This window comes from Burkholderia sp. 28_3, assembly GCF_003253915.1.
In the GTDB taxonomy this organism is placed as follows: Bacteria; Pseudomonadota; Gammaproteobacteria; order Burkholderiales; family Burkholderiaceae; genus Burkholderia; species Burkholderia cenocepacia.
In genome coordinates this window covers 281,535-300,418 of sequence record NZ_QKZF01000008.1, presented here as the reverse complement: position 1 = coordinate 300,418, position 18,884 = coordinate 281,535, and the positions used below count along the sequence as shown (strand labels likewise).

6 protein-coding genes are annotated in these 18,884 nt (G+C 69.4%); 4 read left to right on the top strand and 2 right to left on the bottom strand.

Annotation, left to right across the window (positions count from 1 at the left end):
* Window positions 1-171: 171 nt before the first annotated feature.
* On the top strand, window positions 172-13,845 hold the full coding sequence (locus DFS13_RS19755; protein WP_111442024.1) for an LWXIA domain-containing protein: 13,674 nt from the start codon (window positions 172-174) through the stop codon (window positions 13,843-13,845).
* Between the two features lie 21 nt (window positions 13,846-13,866).
* Here DFS13_RS19755 and DFS13_RS19750 read toward each other — a convergent pair whose 3' ends face one another.
* Window positions 13,867-14,508 (bottom strand): HD domain-containing protein, encoded by a 642-nt coding sequence (locus tag DFS13_RS19750; protein WP_006497826.1) that lies wholly within the window; start codon window positions 14,506-14,508, stop codon window positions 13,867-13,869.
* 173 nt (window positions 14,509-14,681) lie between these two features.
* On the opposite strand from DFS13_RS19750, the gene DFS13_RS19745 reads away from it, so the two are divergent.
* From DFS13_RS19745 to DFS13_RS19735, 3 genes are all read left to right on the top strand, one after another.
* Complete coding sequence (locus DFS13_RS19745; protein WP_012493824.1) at window positions 14,682-15,647, top strand: GlxA family transcriptional regulator; 966 nt, start codon at window positions 14,682-14,684, stop codon at window positions 15,645-15,647.
* A 287-nt stretch (window positions 15,648-15,934) separates the two neighbouring features.
* Window positions 15,935-16,246, top strand: coding sequence for a DUF4148 domain-containing protein (locus DFS13_RS19740; RefSeq protein ID WP_006483511.1), 312 nt, complete (start codon window positions 15,935-15,937; stop codon window positions 16,244-16,246).
* 285 nt (window positions 16,247-16,531) lie between these two features.
* Window positions 16,532-17,245, top strand: coding sequence for a dienelactone hydrolase family protein (locus tag DFS13_RS19735; protein WP_006483507.1), 714 nt, complete (start codon window positions 16,532-16,534; stop codon window positions 17,243-17,245).
* A gap of 134 nt (window positions 17,246-17,379) precedes the next feature.
* On the opposite strand, the gene DFS13_RS19730 is transcribed toward DFS13_RS19735, so the two are convergent.
* Window positions 17,380-18,882: an efflux transporter outer membrane subunit gene (locus DFS13_RS19730; protein ID WP_111442023.1), complete on the bottom strand. Its 1,503-nt coding sequence runs from the start codon at window positions 18,880-18,882 to the stop codon at window positions 17,380-17,382.
* Between the last annotated feature and the right edge of the window lie 2 nt (window positions 18,883-18,884).

Sequence of the window (18,884 nt, the reverse complement as noted above, 5' to 3'; positions counted from 1 at the left end):
ATCGGTGCATGATCGCTTCTCGTAGCGATCCCTGGACCGTTCGTCTCGCCCTCGTCGCACGCTACGAATCGCCCCCGTGCCTGCCCCAACCGCTTCCGTACACTCGAAATCGCGCCATGCGGCGCTGGCGGCGTGCACCCTGCGTACGGCCGCGCCTGACGGGAGCCTTGCATGTTGTCCATCGATGGAATGGGTTTGGGGTTGAACTGGCAGCGTTTCCTGTCGCAAACGCTGGATCCCGACCTCGCCCCGAAACCGCCGCGCAATACGGACGGTACGTCCAACGACGGCCCGAACAACGGCCCGGCCAACCCGGTGAACCCGACCACCGTGCCGCCGATTCCCGTGCAGGCCGACCTCGGCACCGATCCGTCCAAGCCGACCAATGCCGAAATCGCGTCGGCCACCGCGCTGCTCCGGAACATGGCCGACCAGTATCGCGTCGCGCCGCCCGAGATCACCGTCGACAACGACACGACGCAAGCCGTCCAGCGCGTGATCCAGGACGCGCAGACCAGGTACGACGACGCGCAACACACGCTGCAAGGCGCGCAGGGCGTGCTGCGGATGACGAACCGCGACCCCGAAGCGACACCCGACGAGCGCAAGGCCGCGCGCGACAACTACACGAAGGCGCACGACGCGGCCGCCACCGCGCAACGCGAACTCGACGTCACGACCGACGCCGGCTACCGGATCCTGTACGGCGAACAGGCGAAAGCCGACCAGTACAGCGCCGACCCGAGCAACGACAAAATCGAGGGGCCGGCGCAGCAGCAGGCCGATGCGAAGCTCGCCGCGCTGCAGAAACTGTTTCCCGACCAGACCAAGGCGAATCCGAACTTCATCCCGCAGCAGGGCGATTGCAAGACGCCCGCCCAGGTCCAGGCCTACGACGACTGGCAGTCGGCGACGTCGACCGCGGTCACGGCGCAGGCGAAGTACTGGGCGGACGTCAGCAACGCGAATCTCGCCTATACGCAATTCCAGTCGTACATGGCCGACCCTGCCTACAAGGATGCGATCGATACCGGCGTCGGCAAGCTGAACGATGCGCTCGAGCCGCTGCAATTGCAGGTCGACCTGCCCGATCCGCCGCCCGCCGACGCGAACGGCAACGTCGACATGAACGCGGTGCAGGCCAATATCGCGCAGGCCGCGAAGATCGCCAATTACTCGAACGCGGCCTATGCGGCATCGCTCGACGCGCAGCAGGTCACGACGTTGCAGCAGAAATACGACGCCGACAGCGCGTGCCTGATCGGCTCGACGCCCGGCGCGACGAAAGACGACAAGGCCGCGCTCGATCGCGCGACGACGCAGGCGAACACGAGCGGCAGCTACATGCAGATGCTCGGCGCGCAGTTGACCGTCGACGACTTGCAGACCAAGTACGACACCGCGAAATCGGCATCCGACGACTGGCATATCGCGAATCCGCGCTCGCTGGACCCGCATCCGACCGTCGACACCGACCTCGCCGCCGCGTCCGATGCGCTCGCACAGGCGAAGCAGAAGGCCAGCCTCGCGCACGACGGATTCGTCGTCGCGTACGGCCAGACGCTCGCGCAGCAGTATGACGACGCCGGCGCGCAGATCGATGCGCAGCTCAAGCCGAAGGTGCCGTTCGTGCTGCAGAACCCGACACCGACGCTGTCGACGAATCCACCGCCGTCCACGACGCCGCCGTCCCCGTCGGCGCAGCCGTCGCCGTCGCTCAGCACGTCGCTGCCGAGCCCATCGAGCACCGCGAGTTCCGCGGCGCCGTCGACGACCCAGACGCCGACACCGTCGTCGTCGTTGAGCACGTCGGCGCCGCCCGCCGCGCTATCGACGTCGCTCCCGCCCACGACGCTGTTCACGAATCCGTCGTTCGTGCTGCAGCCGCCCGGCTCGAACACGTCCGTGCCGACCACCGCGACCGGCCAGACCGCCCTCGACGCGAAAAAGCTCCATGTCGTCGCGGGCGCGCTGCGCGCGGCCGACGGCCGCCTGTCCAACACGTTCAACGACGCGGCCGCGAAATTCCAGCTGGCGAACGCGAAGACGCAGGAAGGCGTGCTGAAGGGCAAGCTCGCGGACATGCAGAAAACCTACGACGACTGGTACGCGAACCACCCGACGCCGGTGCGCGTGCGCGAGGTGAACGGCGACGAGATCCCGATGCCCACGCCGCGGCGGCCGAATCCGTACCAGGATCGGCTCGACGAGGCGCGCAACAACCTGCAGCAGGCCGACGCGACCATCAACAAGCTGCAGTTGCTGACCGAGATGTCGCGTCAGCAGGTGCTGCTCGACCAGTTCGATGCGAGCCTCGCCGAGAACCTGCGCAACCCGCAGAGCCAGGACGACAAGGATGCCTATTCGAAGGCGCTCGACGGCTTCTTCCGCGCGCACCAGGGCGAGCTGTCGCAATCGCTGCTCGACCAGGCGGGCGCGAGCACGAACAAGGCCGCGACGATCGATTTCGGCAAGCTGACCGACAACGAGCAGCGCAACCTGATCGGCACCGCGATCGGCCTCCCGCCCGACGTGCAGCCGTCGGCGGACACGGGCACGCCCACCGCGCCGGTCAACGACGACTCGGTGCGCTACACCGACAACGAAAAGCTCGACACGATCAACAAGGTGCGCGGCGAAATCCTCGAGCTCGGCGGCGGCAGCGGCACGCAGGTCAACATCCTGCCGCTGATCTACTCGGACAAGACGGCCGGGATGGTAACGAGCGCGCTCTTCAAGGTCACCGACAGCAAGGGCCACGTCCAGTACGTCGACGACACGTCGGCGAATTACGACAACATCGGCGACTACCTCGACAACAACCAGCTTGCGTCGAGCGGCACGCTCGATCTCGTGACCGGCTACGACGACAACGGGCACGCGCAGTTCCAGCAGAAGAGCGCGCATCACGATGACTGGTTCGACAGCGCGCTGAACACGCTGACCGGCGGCAAGGTGAACCTCGGGATGATGGGCCTCGGGCTGCTGATGGAAGGCGCCGGCGTGCTGCTCGACGCAACGGGCGTCGGCGTGTTCGCCGGCGGCGCGCTGAACTTCGCGGGCGGGCTGATGATGGATACGGCGATCGGCTCGAGCATGACGAAATCCGCGCTCGATATCGGCTCGCGCTGGGAACACAACCAGAGCATCAATCCGTTCACCGACGCCGGCGCGCGCGGCGACTGGCTCAACCTCGTACCGATGGGCGCGGCCGGCGCGGCGAAATTCGCGGGCTCGGAAGTCTTCGCCAGGACGGTCACCGCGCTGCGCTCGGCGAGGGCCGCGCGAATCAGCACCGCGATCGTGCGCGGCACCTCGCTCGCCACCGGCCTCGGCGCCGCCGGCGAAAGCTTCGTCGAAGCCGCTGTCGACTTCGCGCACGGGGACCGCGAGCACGGCTGGGACGCGCTCAAGTCCGGCTTCACGAACGTCGCGCTGATGGGCGCGGGCGGCGTGCGGGACCGCGTGGTCAACGCGACGGTGCGCGTCACCGGCCGGCCGGTGGTCGCCCGCTCGGCAGGCGGCGAGCGCATCTCGATCGACGGACAGCAACTGCAGAAGATCCTGAGCAGGAACGAGCCGTCGCAACTCGCGTTCGGCGCGACGCGCGCGTCGCTCGACGGCGTCGACATCAAGGTCGCGAAAGACGGCACGCTGATGGCGGGCGACAAGGTGCTCACCTACGACAACATGCCCGTGCGCGTGCTCGACTCGCTCAACAACAAGGACCTGAACCACCTGCCGCGCGGGACGTCGGTGATCCTCGGCGAGAACGGCGAACTGAGCATCGTCGAGCTGACCGGCAAGACCTGGACCGAAGGCACGAAGATCGATTCGGTCACGGAGACGGGCGACCGGCTGTCGTTCGGCAGCGACGGCGAAATCAACGCGCCGTCGAAGCTCGTCGCGAAAACGCCCGTCCCGTCGCGCAACGACCCGCGGCAACCGGCAAGCAACGACACGCCGCCGGCCGACAGCGCGCCGCGCACCACGCCCGCCAACGAAGCCGCGGCGCGCGCCACCGCAGCGAACGACACGGCCACCGCGACGACGGCCGCCAGCGCACGCAACGCGCAGCACACGAGCGAAGCGCAGGCCGCGCGCGACGAGAACCAGCAGGAAACGCGCGCGTCCGATTCGCATGTCGCCGCGCAGAATCGCCGCAGCAGCGACCTGCGCGCGGCGCACGATCCGGCCGTCGCGCGGACGCCCGGCGCACCCGGCGCGGGCGCGCTCGAGGAACCGGCCAGCGTCGCGCCGCGCACGCCGGTCCGCGTGATCGACCTGACCGACGCCGAACCGGCCTCCCGGCCCGCGACGCGCGACCCGGCCGGCGTGTCGGTACCGCGCGGCCCGTCGGTCGAGGCGCTCGACCATGGCGAGCACACGCTCTTGATCGTGCGCAACGGCGAGGACCCGGCGGCCGCCCGGCCCGACGCCGCGCGGCCGCGCGCGGCGGGCGAGCTGCCCGCCGACGTCGCGGAACCGATCGTCGTCATCGCCGATGCCGCGGACGCGCACGTCGCCCCCGAACTCGCGAACCGCTGGCAGCGGCCGGTATTCGCGGCCGCGCCGGATGCCCTGCACGCCGACGGCACGCTGCGCGCCGATGCGCCGCTGACGCGCTACCTGCCCGCCCCCGACGCCGCGGCGGCCGGCGGCCGCGTCGTCGGCACGAACGCGCAGGCGGCCCACGCCGACGCGGCGGGCGTCGTCGAAGCCGACGCGCCTGCGGCGGATCCGGACGCGCCCGCCGCGCGCCGCGCGCCACGCCCCGTGAACGACGACACCGTCGTCGTGCTCGCGTCGACCCGGCGCAACGTCGCCGACCCCGACACGCATGCCGCCGTGCCGCAGCCGCCCGCGCGCGCGGCGCGTGCGCTGGACGGCGCATTCAGCGCGCCCAACCGCATCCTCGTGCTCGTCAAGCCGGCCGAACGCGCCCCCACGCAAGCGGCGAACGATGCACGCGAGGCAGCCGCGCCCAAGCCGGCCCGGGACGCACGAACCCAGGACCACGCGCTCCCGGCCGCCGCCCACCCGGACACCACCGAAGCGCCGGCGGACCCGTCGCTTGCCGGCCCGGGCCTGTTCACGCGGCTGCAGATGCGCTTCGGCGGCGCGCCGCTGCCGGACGCGGTCCACGCGCTCGCGCAGCAATCGGGCACGCTCACGCAGCAGTTGCGGATGCTGAGCGACGCCGGCTGGCGCGTGAGCCTCGGCAAGCGCGGCGGCGGCAGCCGGATCGATCCGAAGCGGCGCCGCGTGACGATCGACGGCGCGCTGCACGATTCGGGCAGCATCACCTATACGCTCGCGCACGAGGCGAAGCATGCGGTCGAGGCGATCGACGGCACACTGGATTCGCTCGACTACAGCGGCCGCAGCCGCTTCACGCGCAAGGCGCTCGAAGCCGAAGCGCGCGCCCAGATCAACGCGTTCGAAGCGCGCTACGAGATCGATCTCGCGGGCGGCGGCGACATCGCGGCGAACACGACGCTGCCCGATGCGCTGCAGCACGAGGCCGACCGCTGGTCGCCATCGAGCGACTATGCGGGCACGGTCGAGCGGCTCGCCGACGCGTTCGCCGATGCGCCGGTGTCGGGCCGCCGCGGCGAGACGTACCAGGCGTTTTACGACGGCATCTGGGACAAGCAGAAGCGCCACGGCGGCGCCCCGCGCCGGATGCCGGCGCCGCACACGACCGAAGGGACCGGTGGCGCGCACCTGCCGCGCACGCTCGAGGAACAGGTGCGGTGGAGCGTCGCGCATGCGGAAACGATCTCGCCGTTCGCCGAACGCGGGCGTCACGAGCCGCGGCAGATGACACTGCGGATGCTGGACGAACGCACGTCGTCGGGAACCGAGGAACCGGTGACGATCATTCGCGGCCGAACCGACGCCACGGGCCAACTGCTCGACGCACACGGCCGCCCCGCGCAGCACGTGCCGTTTTCGATCGCGCACTTCCTCGCCGGCACGTCGACCAGCGCCGGCACCGGCCGCGCGCTGGTCCTCGCGGCCGACGACGGACACGCGGCCGCGGCATGGCTCACGAACACCTGGCAACGGCCGGTCTACGTGCCGGACGGCGGCACGATCCGCGCGTTCGACGCGGCCATGCGCAACCCGGGCAGCCAGCGGCCCGAGGCGCGATTCGACCACGCCCCCACGTGGACCCGCTATGCGCCGTCGCCGCGCGAGCGGATCGACTACGGCGAACTGGCCGTCGACGCGCACGGCCTCTACGTCGCGGGCGATCCGTCACGGCGACTGGACCCGCAAGCGCTGATCGGCCCGTTCCTCGGCGCCGGCATCGAAAAGAGCGTGTTCGAACTCGGCAAGCGCAACGCGATCGGCCTGTACGACGTCGATCCATCGAGGCCGCGCGACGGCCAGCTCGAGAATCATTACGACGCGCTCGACACCGAACGCACCGGGCTCGACCTGCTGCGCCGCTACGGCATGCGCACGCTGACCATCGACGGCCCGTTCTCGGTCGGCAACCGGATCGGGATCCTATACCATCCGCTCGCCGAACTCAGCAGCCGTGCCATCTCGCTCGGCGCGTTGCCGTCACGTATCACGCACGACTCGATGCAACAGCTTGCCGCGATGCGCGAAATCGTCGAGCGCGATGGCCTGGTGTTCGATTTTCAGGGGGTGGTCGACGCGCGCGGCGAGTTCTACTTCAGCGACCCGGCCACGATATTCCGCACCGATGACCGCGAGGAAATCGACGCCACGCTCGAGGAAATCGACACCGTGATCGCGCCGCTCGAACGCGGCATCCGCACCGGCAGCATCGCGCTCGCGCATCCGGCGATCAGCGAATCGCTGCCGGACGGCGCGTTCGTCCAGAAGCCGTCGCGCTTCACGCGGATCCGGATGTGGTTCGGCGGCGCGCCGCTGCCCGACGCCGCCTATGCGCTCGCCGGCCAATCGAGCCTGCTTGCCGACCAGTTGCGCCTGCTGAAATCGGATGGCTGGCAGGTCGTGTGGGGCCGCGCGGGACGCGGCAGCCGCACCGACGTCGAGCAGCGCCGGATCGTGGTCGACGGTGGCCTGCGCGGCACCGGCACGCTCGTCTACACGCTCGCGCACGAAGCCGGCCACGCGGCCGACGTGTCGAACGACCGGCTCGGCGTCGATACCAGCAGCCCGGAAGCGTACGTGCAAAGCACGCTGCTCGCCGAAGCGCGCGCGCAGGCCAACGCGTTCGCGGTGCGCAAGCAGATCCTCGAATCGACCGGCGTCGACATCGCCGAGCACGCGGTGCTGCCCGATGCGATCGCGCGCGAAGCCGATCACGTGATGCCGGGCGACGACGCCGGCCTCGCGCGCCTCGCCGACGCATTCGGCAATGCCCCCGTATCCGGCCGCGACGGCGAACACTACCGTGCGTTCTACGGCAGCACATGGGACCGCCAGCAGCAGCCGGGCAACGCAGCGCTGCGCATGCCCGCGCCGCACACGGCCGAATCGTCCGGCGGCAGCGGCGGCGCACGGCTGCCGCGCACGCTCGACGAACAGGCGCAGTGGAGCCACGCGCACGCGGACCGTGCATCGCCGTTTCCGCGCCGCTGGTTCGGCGGCGGCTCGCCGACACTGTCCTTCTCGCGCCACGGTCCGGTGTCCTATGCGAACGGCGAACCGCTGACGCTCGTCCATGCGCGAACCGACGCAGCCGGCGGCCTGCTGGACGCACGTGGCAACCCCGCCACGCCGGTCGACTATTCGATCGACCATCGCCATGCGTTCACGCCCGCCCGGGCCGGCGCCCCCATCGTGCTCGCGGGCGAAGGCGGGGCCGCACACGCCGCGTGGCTCGCGAACCTGTGGCAACGCACGATCTACGTGCCCGACAGCGGCACGGTCCGCACGCTCGGCGAACCGCGCGGCGAGGGGACGCAGCGCATGCGGTTCGGCGGCCCACGCGCATGGACGCGCTACACGCCGTCGCCGCGCGAACGGATCGACGCGGGCGCGCTCGCCGTCGACGAACACGGGCTGCACGTCGCCGGCGATCCGTCGCGGCGCGTCGATCCCGATGCGCTGCTCGGCCCGTTCCTCGGCGCGGGCACCGCGAAGGCGGTATTCGAACTCGGCAAGCGCAACGCGATCGGCGTGTTCGACGCCAGCGGCGACAAGGCCCGCACGATGCTCGCCCACGAAAAGCGCGGGCTCGAGCAGTTGACGCAGCTCGGCATGCGCACGGTCACGGTCGACGGGCCGTTCACGTACCACGGGCGCGTCGCGGTGCTGTACAGCCCGCTGGCCGAACTCGGCAGCCTCGACGTGATGCACGGCATCCTGCCGAAGCGCGTGACGCGCGAATCGATGCGCCAGCTCGTCGCGATGCGCGAGCTGGCCGCGCGGCACGGCCTGTCGTTCGATTTCGAGGGCCTGTTCGATGCGAACGGCGAGTTCCACTTCAGCGACCCGTCCGTCCTGATCCCGCATCCGGACCCGGCAACCAACCGCACGCCCGGGATGATCGACGCCGTCATCCAGCCGCTCGAACGCGGCATCGCCAGCGGCCACGTCGAACTCGCGCACCCGCTGATCAGCGAATCGCTGCCGGACGGCGCGTTCGTGCAGAAACCGTCGCGCTTCACGCGGATCCGGACGTGGTTCGGCGGCGCGCCGCTACCCGACGCCGCGTACGCGCTGGCCGACCAGTCGAGCCTGCTCGCCGCGCAACTGCGGCTGCTGAACCCCGGCCGCTGGCAGATCGTGCAGGGCCGCGCGGGCGCCGGCAGCAAGGTCGATGCCGAACAGCGCCGGATCGTGATCGACGGCGGCCTGCGCAACGCCGGCACGATCGTCTACGTGCTCGCCCACGAGCTCGGTCATGCGGTCGACGTGGCGACGAACCGGCTCGACCTCGACACCAGCAGCCCCGACGCATACGCGGAAAGCGCGCTGCGCGCCGAGGCGCGCGCGCAGGCCAACGCGTTCGCGGTGCGCAAGCAGATCCTCGAATCGACCGGCATCGACATCGCCGAGCACGCGGTACTGCCCGACGCGATCGCGCGCGAATCCGACCATGTGATGCCGGGCGACGCGGCCGGCCTCGCGCGCCTCGCCGACGCGTTCGGCAACGTGCAGACGTCGCTGCCCGGCAACCCCGTCTATCGGGCGCTGTACCGCACGCAGGCCGAGCAGGCGCTGCGCGACGGCGAGGCCGGGCGAGCCGGCGCCATGCCGCGGACGATGCCGTCGATGATGATGTGGCCGATGGACCCGTCGTCGTTCCTGCCGGCCGCCCCCGTGCTCGCGCCCGAGGCCCGCGCGGCCGACTGGCTCGACGCGCACGGCAAGCGCGATCTGAAGCGCATCGACGGCACGCAACTGGCCGACATCCGCGACCTCGCGCAATACGCGGGCCCCAACGCCCACGTGCTGATCGCGAAGCACGCCGACCGGCCGGCGGACGACGGCACGCATCCGCAACCCGAATTCGTCGCGAGCCTGACGACCGATGCGCATGGCCAGCCCGGTCAGGTCGAATCGACCGATCCGGGCGGCGCGCCGTCGCACGACTTGCGCGACGCGCTCTATCCGGGCACGCGTCCGCGCAAGCGCAGCGGCAGCGCGACGCCGCATGAAGCGCGTGCGCAATTCGACTTCTACCTGTCGCCGGTGTCGCTCGACGAGCTGCGGCAATTCGGCGGCGCGGCGAAGATCGAAGCCGTCGACTCGAAACGCGTATGGAATGCCGAGCCTTCCGGCGACGCGCCTGCGCAGGAGGTCGTCGAGCAGATCGGCAAACTCGCCGGCGCGCCGCAATTCAAGCGGCCCAAGGCGGCCGCGAAGGTCGCCGACGACAGCACGACGATCTTCGCGGTCGACCGGAAAACCGGCAAGGTGCTCGGCTACGCCGTGCCCAAGCAAGGCGGCAGCGGCTGGGCGTATCACGAGAAAACCTCGGTTGGCGATGCATCGATCGCCGAACAGGATCTTGGCGCCGCATTCCGCCGCCGCGCCCGCGGCCTGCCCGACGGACGGCGCGGCGTCGTGTTCGTCCCGTCGTCGCTGCCGGAATCGGCGGTGTCCCGCTATGGCGGCTTCGCTCCGGCCGAGCGGGCGTTGCCGATCGCCGAGCAAAAGCCGCCGTCGATGAAAACGAGCGACCGCGTGCAGCGCCGGCTCGGCAAGCTTCAGTCGAGAGGCAAGCCGCCGGCCGGCGCGACGTCGCTCGCCAACCCGTGGGTCGCGCCGAACCTGCTGCCGAAATCGGCTGACGACGTGCACGATTTCAACGGCGCGAACACGCTGCACCTGCGGCGCGTGATCGATCTCGGCCAGGTCGGCCCGGAATACTTCATCTACGTCTACGGCACGGAAGGCGCGCTGATCGACACGCTGCATCAGCCTGACGGCCTCCTCGCGACCCGCGACGGCACGTTGCAATGGTTCGACGATGCCGCGCATTTCGCCGACGAGCGCAAGCCCGGCATCGATCTCGACAGGACCAAGATCGGCGGCGGTCCGGACGGCTCGGACCGGCACTTTCTCGTGACGCGGCTCGACCCGGCGGAATTCGATGCACGCACGAAGCCAACGCAGGTCGCGGCCTATGCGCTGAAACAAGCGGAACTCGACAAGCAGTTGCAGAAGGCCGCCGCGGAATCGTCCGCGCCGTTCGGCGAACTGCGGCGCCGCATCGCGGCCGAACTGGCGGCCGCGAAGCACCAGCAGGCCACACTTGCCGGCGATCCCGCGTCCGGCACGGCGTCCGCCAATCCGCCAGCGAAACCGAACAAGGCTGCGCGCGGCAAGGGCAAGAAAGGCAGCCGGAACGCGCCGGCGGCGCCCGCACCGGCCGCGTCACCGGCGCCGCACGCCGCGCCGGCCGGCAAGCCGTTCAGCATCAAGACCTATCAGCCGGGCCTGACGAGCGCGACGGTCGCCGAATGGATCCTCCGCTTCGGCAAGGCGAAGCTCGACGACTGGTTCCCGGAGCACGAGCGCGTGAAGGCGTTCGCGGGCCGCACCGGCGAGCCGCTCGACCTCGGCGCGACACGCCAGGTCATGATGGCCGACAGCGTGATGATGAAGGCGCTCGGCATCCCGTTGCGGCTCGCGCGCGACGCGTCGAGCATGCCGTGGCGCGGCCCGCTGTCGCGACCCGACCATGCGGCGAACCTGGTGTCGCGCCATGCGAAGCGCGCGATCACCTATCTGTCGATCGCACGCGCCGCAGACCGGCACGCGTTGCAGGCCTATGCCCGCGCGAAGGCCGAGCTCCAGGATCGCCTCGCGCTGATGGCGCGCGGCTTCACGTTGCGCGACGACCCCGCCGAAATGCTCGCGCTCGTGAAGCGCTATGGCGGGGCGATGCCGGTCGTATCGGTCGCGGTCGATCCGTATTCGCTGGCCGCCGCGCTCGGCCGGAAACACGACCCCGCGTTCATCCGTCGCGTGCGCGAACTCGGCAAGCTCGACAACGCGCAGTTCGACGAAGCGAACGCGCGGATCGACATCGACGGCACAGGTCGCCATCTCGAACTCGACGACCTCGACCACCTGTTCAAATGGCTCGATGCGGCGTCCGAAGGCGGCTTCGTGCTGCGCCTCGAAACCGCGCCGTCGCGCGCGCTCGTGTCGGCCGAGGACCAGCGCACGCTGGCCGGCACCAACGATGCGTACCACGACTACGTGCGCACGTTCGACGCGCTCGAAACGTGGGCGCGGCAGCACACCGGCAAAACCGCGCCGCATGTGATGGTGACGTTCCACGGCTGGGACGCCGTGCTCGAACCGGCGCCCGGCGACGGCCACCTGAAGCTCGTCGAGGCCGTGCTCGACCGCAAGGAACTCGACTGGGTTCATCTCGGGCTGTCGTATGCGACGCATGGCTCGGACTTCGTCGCGAATCAGGATCTGACCGCCGCCCTCGCCCGCACGCTCGTCGACTACAAGCTGCATGCACCCGACAAACTCGCGCGCCTGCACGGCGCCGATGCGCTCACGCGCGTGTTCGAACGGGTCGGCGCGCAAACGCTCGCGAACCAGCATCAGGTGCTGTTCGCCGAAGTCGAACGCGTCGGCCTCGCGAACAAGATGACACCCGACGAGCTCGCGCAATTGCGCGCCGACCTGTACGAAGGCCATACGACCGCGCTGATGGACCGCGCACGGCAGGCGACGATCACTTATGCGCAGGAGAACTACTGGAACAGCACCGCACCCGCCAACCGGGCCGAGCTGCGCGCGCGCGATGCCGGCAAGCGCTGGCTGAACCAGTACGGCCGGCCCGCTACCGAACGCAAGATCGGTGCGCATGCGAACCCGAATGCATCGAGCACCGCGTTCTGGCGCGCGGTGGCCGCCGATCCGAAGCTCGCGATCGACGAGACCAAGCCCGTCCTCGTGAACCGCGACATCGCCGCACAGCCGAGCCACCAGCTCGGCAACCCGCAGGAAGCCGCGCTCGCGCAGCTCAATGCGCTGCGCGTCCACCGCCCGTCGTTCGGCAAGCGCGACTGGGCGTGGTCGCTGGGATTCGGCGGCACGGTGGCCGGCGCCAGCTCGCTCGTCGCGCTGAACGTGTTCAACGGCATGACCGTGATGAGTTCGGATGCGCTGACCCACGCGAACACCGCACTGTTCGTCGGCGCGCGTGCGGGCCGCGTGTTCGGCGCGATGCACCAGGGCGCGGTGCAGAGCCTGCAGAGCGGCGATCCGCGCGCGGTGCACGACGTGCTCGACCGCCTGCAGCGCTCGCTTGCGCAGCAGCTGACCGCGCCGGTACACGGCTACAACCCGGCGCGGCTCCAACAGCTCGACCTGCTGACGAACGAAACCCGCGTGAAGGCGACCCACCTGGTCGACATGCATCGCCAGGGGCTCATCGGCTTCGACGATGCGGCCGCGCAGATCAGGGAACTGTCGGTCGACCTGCTCGCGAACATGCAGGGCATGGTCGGCGGCACGTCGCTCGCGCAACTGCATCACGGCAATTCCCGCCGGCTGCTCGGCCTCGTCGGACGCGGCAGCGCGATCGTCGGCTATTCGGGGACGATCGCCGTCGGCGTGCACGGGCTGATGACCACGCCGACCGTCGCGGGCGCGCTGACGACCGCGAGCGCGGCGCTCGCCGCGACGTATTCAGGCCTCGTCTATGCGGTGAGCGCGCACCGCGTGAACGCGGACAAGCGCAGCCGCGTCGTGCGCCTGATCGACTCGACGTCGGATTTCGTCGGCGTCGCGAGCGGCGTCGCGGGCTCGATCGCGCAATACGACAAAGGTCACTACGGGCTCGCGGCAACGGCCGCGACGTCGACGTTGATGCTGCTCGGCGCGCGGCTGAACACGCATTTCCCGAACGCGACGCGCTGGGTCAGGAAATACCCGACCGCGCTGATCCTCGTGCCGATCGGAATCTGGGGCTTCACGCAATTGCAGAACCTGTTCTTCGGCCCGCCGTCGGGCGGCTCGGGCTCGTCGCCGCACAAGCCGCAGTCGACGCCGGCATCGCCGTCGCCATCACATCAGCCGCCGCAACCGACCGCCGGCGCGCCGACGGCCGGCCTCGCGCCGGGCACTACCGCAACGCAACCACCCGGGACCGGCACGACGGCGCCCGCTCAGCCCGCCGCGCCGCCGTCGTCGGCCGCGCAGCCGACCATCGTCGTGGCCGGCGATTCGCTGTGGGTGATCGCCGACGCGCATCGCCAGTCGCTGCTCGACGCCGCGCACGTGTCGCAGCACGACCGCAACGCGATGACGCGCGACCAGCAGGATGCGCGCGCGCTGAACGAGATCCTGCAGCTGAATCCGGGCCTGGCGTCGGCGCCGAACGTGCTGCATGTCGGGCAGTCGATCAACGTCGGCTGATGCGCAGTCGCCCGTGCGCGCTCAGCCGGCCCACGCGGACGAGCGGATCACGCTGCAGAAGTTGCCCGCACGGAAATGCGGATCCTTGTCCGCGAGCACGTCGGCCTTCACGTTGCCGAACGTCGTGCCGGGCTTGTGCTTGATGCCGTCGTAGAACGCCTGAATGATGTCCTCCTTGAAATGCGGCGTGCGCGGATGCGCGCGCACGACCTCCTCCCGCTCGGTATCGCTGTATTCCGGGTAAGTGAGGCCCAGTACGTCCATCTCGACGCCCGCCGTGACCAGCGCGACGACCGGATGCATGTGCTGCGGGATGCCGGGCGTGGTGTGCAGCGCGATTGAGGTCCACACGACATCGATGTCCTGTTGAGAAATCCCGTTGCCCTTCAGGAAATCGCGCGCGGCGTTCGCGCCGTCCACTTCGAAGCGCTCGCATGCACTGCTGTGCCGGTGCGTGAGTCCCATGTCATGAAACATGCAGCCGCAATAGAGCAGCTCGGGGTCGTACTCGAGCCCGCGCCGCCGGCCCGCCAGCGCCGCGAAATAGAACACGCGGCTCGAGTGGTGGAACAGCAGCTCGGATTCGGTATCGCGCACGAGCTCGGTGATCTCGCGCGTCAAACGCGTATCGGGAAGGGTGATGCCGGCGACGCTCACAGTCATGATCGACCTCCATGGAAGACACCTTCGATTTTCCGGAGTCCGACAGGTGTCTCCAATGGACGTATCACGCCGAATCCTGCCATTTCGCGCGACGAACGGACATGGTGCCTGCGCGGCGAAGAAAGCGCTCCTATACTGCTGCGCATCACGTTCGATACGACACGCAATCGATCATGCCGAAGGTCGTGGGTATTTTCGCCGTTCCGGGCGTTCAACTGCTCGACGTCTCCGCGCCGCTCGACGTGTTCGCGCAAGCGAACGCCGAGTGCGGCAAGCCGTTCTACACGTTGCGGATCATCGCGAGCGGGCCCGGGCCGATCCGCAGTGCGTCCGGCGCACGGCTGCTGCCCGACTGGATCGCGCCCGACATTCCGGAGCGCGTCGACACGCTGCTGGTCGCCGGCGCGCCGCGCGCCGGCCAGATCGTGCTGCGCACCGACGTCCTCGCGTGGCTGCGCTCGGCGGCCGTGCAAAGCAGGCGCTACGGCTCGATCTGCACCGGCGCGTTCATCCTCGCGGCCACCGGCCTGCTGAAAGGGCGCCACCTGACCACGCACTGGGCCGCCGCCGATGCATTCGCGCAGGCGTATCCGTCCGTCACCGTCGACGCCGACGCGCTGTACGTGCGCGACGGCAAGCTGCGCACCGGCGCCGGCGTCACGGCCGGGCTCGATCTCGCGCTCGCGCTGGTCGAGGAGGATCTGGGCCGCGAGATCGCGCGGCGCGTCGCCGCGCAGCTGGTGATGTTCTTCAAGCGCCCGGGCGGGCAGCTCCAGTTCAGCCGCACGGGCGAGGCGCGCCCCGCCGGGCGTTCGGTCCTGCAGGAAGTCCAGCGCTGGATCGCGGCCCATCCGGAACTCGAGCATTCGGTGGCCGGGATGGCGAAGCATGCGGGCATGAGCCCGCGCCATTTCGCGCGACTGTTCCGCGCGGAAGTCGGCATGACGCCGGCCGCATGGGTCGAGGCGACCCGCATCTCGGCCGCCCGTCGGCTACTCGAGAACGGCCACGACACGCCGAAGCAGGTCGCCGCGAAATGCGGCTTCGCAAACGTCGATACGCTGAGGCGAGCGTTCACCCGGCATGTCGGCATCACGCCGGCCGAATACCGAAAACGGCAGGCGACCCTCGCTGCGTGATGCGGAGCGCGCGACGCTGACGGCCTCGGCAAAATAATTCGGAATGCGATTCACCCGTTCATTCCGTTACTGCGCCCATCGACCCTATCGCGCTCCGCAGGCCAAGCCGCGCCTCGCCGACATGCCCTCAATCGTCAGACGAAATCGCATGCCGCGCGAATCGTTTACCCAGTTGCAATAATGATTCGCTGCAACACGTATTTCCGACCGGTAACGCGATCGTTACGATGCAATCAACCGCTGAACGCCACGAGCGAAGCGCGAAATCAACAGAACCGGAGGTCACCATGAAGTCGTTCATCACCGCTGTCGTCGCCGCAACTGCCCTGTCCGCATCGTACGGCGCATTCGCCCAATCGAACCCGTCGGGCCAGCTGACGCGGGCCCAGGTGCGTGCGGAACTCGTCCAGCTCGAACAGGCCGGCTACAAGCCCGAAGTGTCCGATCAGTATTACCCGCGGGCGCTGCAGACCGCCCAGGCTCGCGTGACGAACGCCGATGAAACCGGCTACGGCGCGCAAGCAGCCGCCGGTGCACGCGCCGGCCGCGCGATCGCGGTCAAGCAGGAAGGCCGCGACTCGATCTATTTCGGCCAGTAAGCCGTCTACGCGCCGGCGCATTCCGGTGTATTCCCGACGTATTTCGATACGCAGGTCGTACGCGCCACACCCCGCTCCCGTTCATCGGGGCGGGGTGTTCGCTTTTCGGTCTCCGCTCCCGCCGCCGGTCATGCGCCGCGCGGCGCCGTTCACGCAAGCGTCCGGTGTTTGCGCATAGAATGGCCGCGTGGTCGGCGTCGGCCAGAACGCATGCGAGCGGTGTCACGACGCCCGCTGGCCGGCCCGATGTCGCACTCGGCGCATTTTTCGAAAAGGAGCGGTTTCATGTCTCAAACATCCGGTTCCATGATCACGTTTCGCCGTCCGGACGGCCAGGAACTGCAGGGCTATCTCGCCACGCCGGCACAAACCGAAGGCGCGCCCGCGGTCGTCGTCATCCAGGAATGGTGGGGGCTGAACGACCAGATCCGCGGCGTCGCGGATCGCCTCGCGCGCTGCGGCTACTTCGCGCTCGTGCCCGACCTGTATCGCGGCAAGTCGACGGTCGAGGAAGAAGAAGCGCACCACCTGATGACCGGCCTCGATTTCGGCGACGCCGCGTCGCAGGACATTCCCGGCGCGGTCGCGCACCTGAAGACGCTGGCGCCGCGTGTCGCGGTGACGGGCTTCTGCATGGGCGGCGCCCTGACGCTGCTGTCGCTGCAGTACGCCGACGCGGACGCCGGCGTCATGTGGTACGGCCTTCCGCCGCTCGACTACATCGATCCGGCCAAGCTGAAGGTGCCGCTGATGGGGCACTGGGGGACGCAGGATGCGTTCTTTACGATCGACCAGGTCGACGCACTGGAAAAGAAGCTGACCGATGCGAAGGTCGGTTTCGAATTCCATCGCTATCTCGCGCACCATGCGTTCGCGAACGAAACGGCGGTCGGTCCCGGCCGCATCGCCGGCACGCAGTTCGATCCGGTGTGGTCGGAAATGGCGTGGGATCGCACGCTCACGTTCTTCGGCCGGACGCTGTGGACCAAGCAGGCGTAACGTAACGCTGCTCACCGCACGCACGACGGTATGAAGGAAAACGCCACGGACTTGCGTCCGTGGCGTTTTCGTTTTCACAACCGGTCGGGTCGGCGGACAGACTTGGCCTGGAAGCTCCCGCCGTGCCGTCGCGCCTATCCGTTCGTCGCTGGCTGGTAATCGACCGGGGCATCCGGCGCGCGCGGCGTCTCGCCGGCGCGCTGGATCCACCCGCCGCCCAGTGCGCGGTACAGGTCGACCAGATTCGTCCAGCGTGCCAGACGTGCGCTGATCAGCGACTGCTGCGCGGCGTACAGATCCGTCTGCGCGGTCAGCACCGACAGGTAGCTGTCGACACCGTTCTTGTAGCGCAGGTCCGACAGATCGAAGCGTCGCTGTTGCGCGTGCTCGTTGCGCTCGAGCGCCGCGATCTGCTGGTCGTACGTGCCGCGTGCGGCCAGACCATCCGACACTTCGCGGAACGCCGACTGGATCGCCTTCTCGTAGTTCGCGATCTCGATGCGCTTCTGCACGTTCGCGAGATCGAGGTTCGCGATGTTCTGCCCGCCTTCGAAGATCGGCAGCGCGATGCTCGGCGCGAACGACCACGCCGCCGTGCCGGCCTTGAACAGGCCGCCCAGCGTCGGGCTCGCGGTGCCGAACGCGCCCGTCAGCGAAATCTTCGGGAAGAACGCCGCGCGCGCCGCGCCGATATTGGCGTTCGCGGCCAGCAGCGTCTGCTCGGCCTGCATCACGTCAGGACGACGCGTCAGCAGGTCCGACGGCAACCCGGCCGGCACGTCCGTCAGCAGGTTCTGCGCATCGAGCGGCATGCCCGCCGGCAGATCGTCCGGCAGCGGCTCGCCGATCAGCAGCACCAGCGCATTCAGCGCCTGCGCGCGGGCTCGCGCCTGCGCCTGCTGGTTCGCGAGCGCCGTCTCGACCACCGTCTGCGCCTGACGCAGCTCGAGCTCGGAGCCCGTGCCGTTGTCGAACTGCAGCTTGGTCAGGTCGTACGATGCCTGCGCGGTCTTCAGCGTGTCCTCCGTGACCTTCAGCAGGTCATCGGTCGACAGCAGCGTCAGATATTGATCCGCGACCTGCGACACCAGCGAGATCTCGGACGCCTGCCGCGCGTACGACGTCGACAGATATTGCGCGAGCGCCTGGTTCTTCAGGCTCTGCACGCGGCCGAACAGGTCGAGTTCCCATGACGCGGACAGCCCGACGTTGTAGGTCGTCGTGATGTTCCGGCCCGGCACGGCCGTCAGCGAATTCGGCAAACGCTGACGGTTGCCCGTACCCGTACCGTCGAGCGTCGGGAACAGCCCCGCACGCGTGATCTGGTACTGCGCACGCGCGGCCTCGATATTGAGCACCGACACGCGCAGGTCGCGGTTGTTTTTCAGCGCGATCTCGATCAGCCGCTGCAGGCGCGGATCGACGAAGAACTCGCGCCAGCCGATGGCAGTCGCCGCCTGGCCATTCGCGCTGCGCGCGCCGGCCGCGCCCGGCTGCGTCGCGTAGACGCCGCCGGCCGGGTACGCCTGCGCGACGGGTGCGTCGGGCCGCTTGTAGTGCGGCGCCATCGTGCAGCCCGTGGCGAACAGCGCGGCAGCCAGTGCGACCGCGGCTGCAGTCAAAGCATGTTTTTGCATCG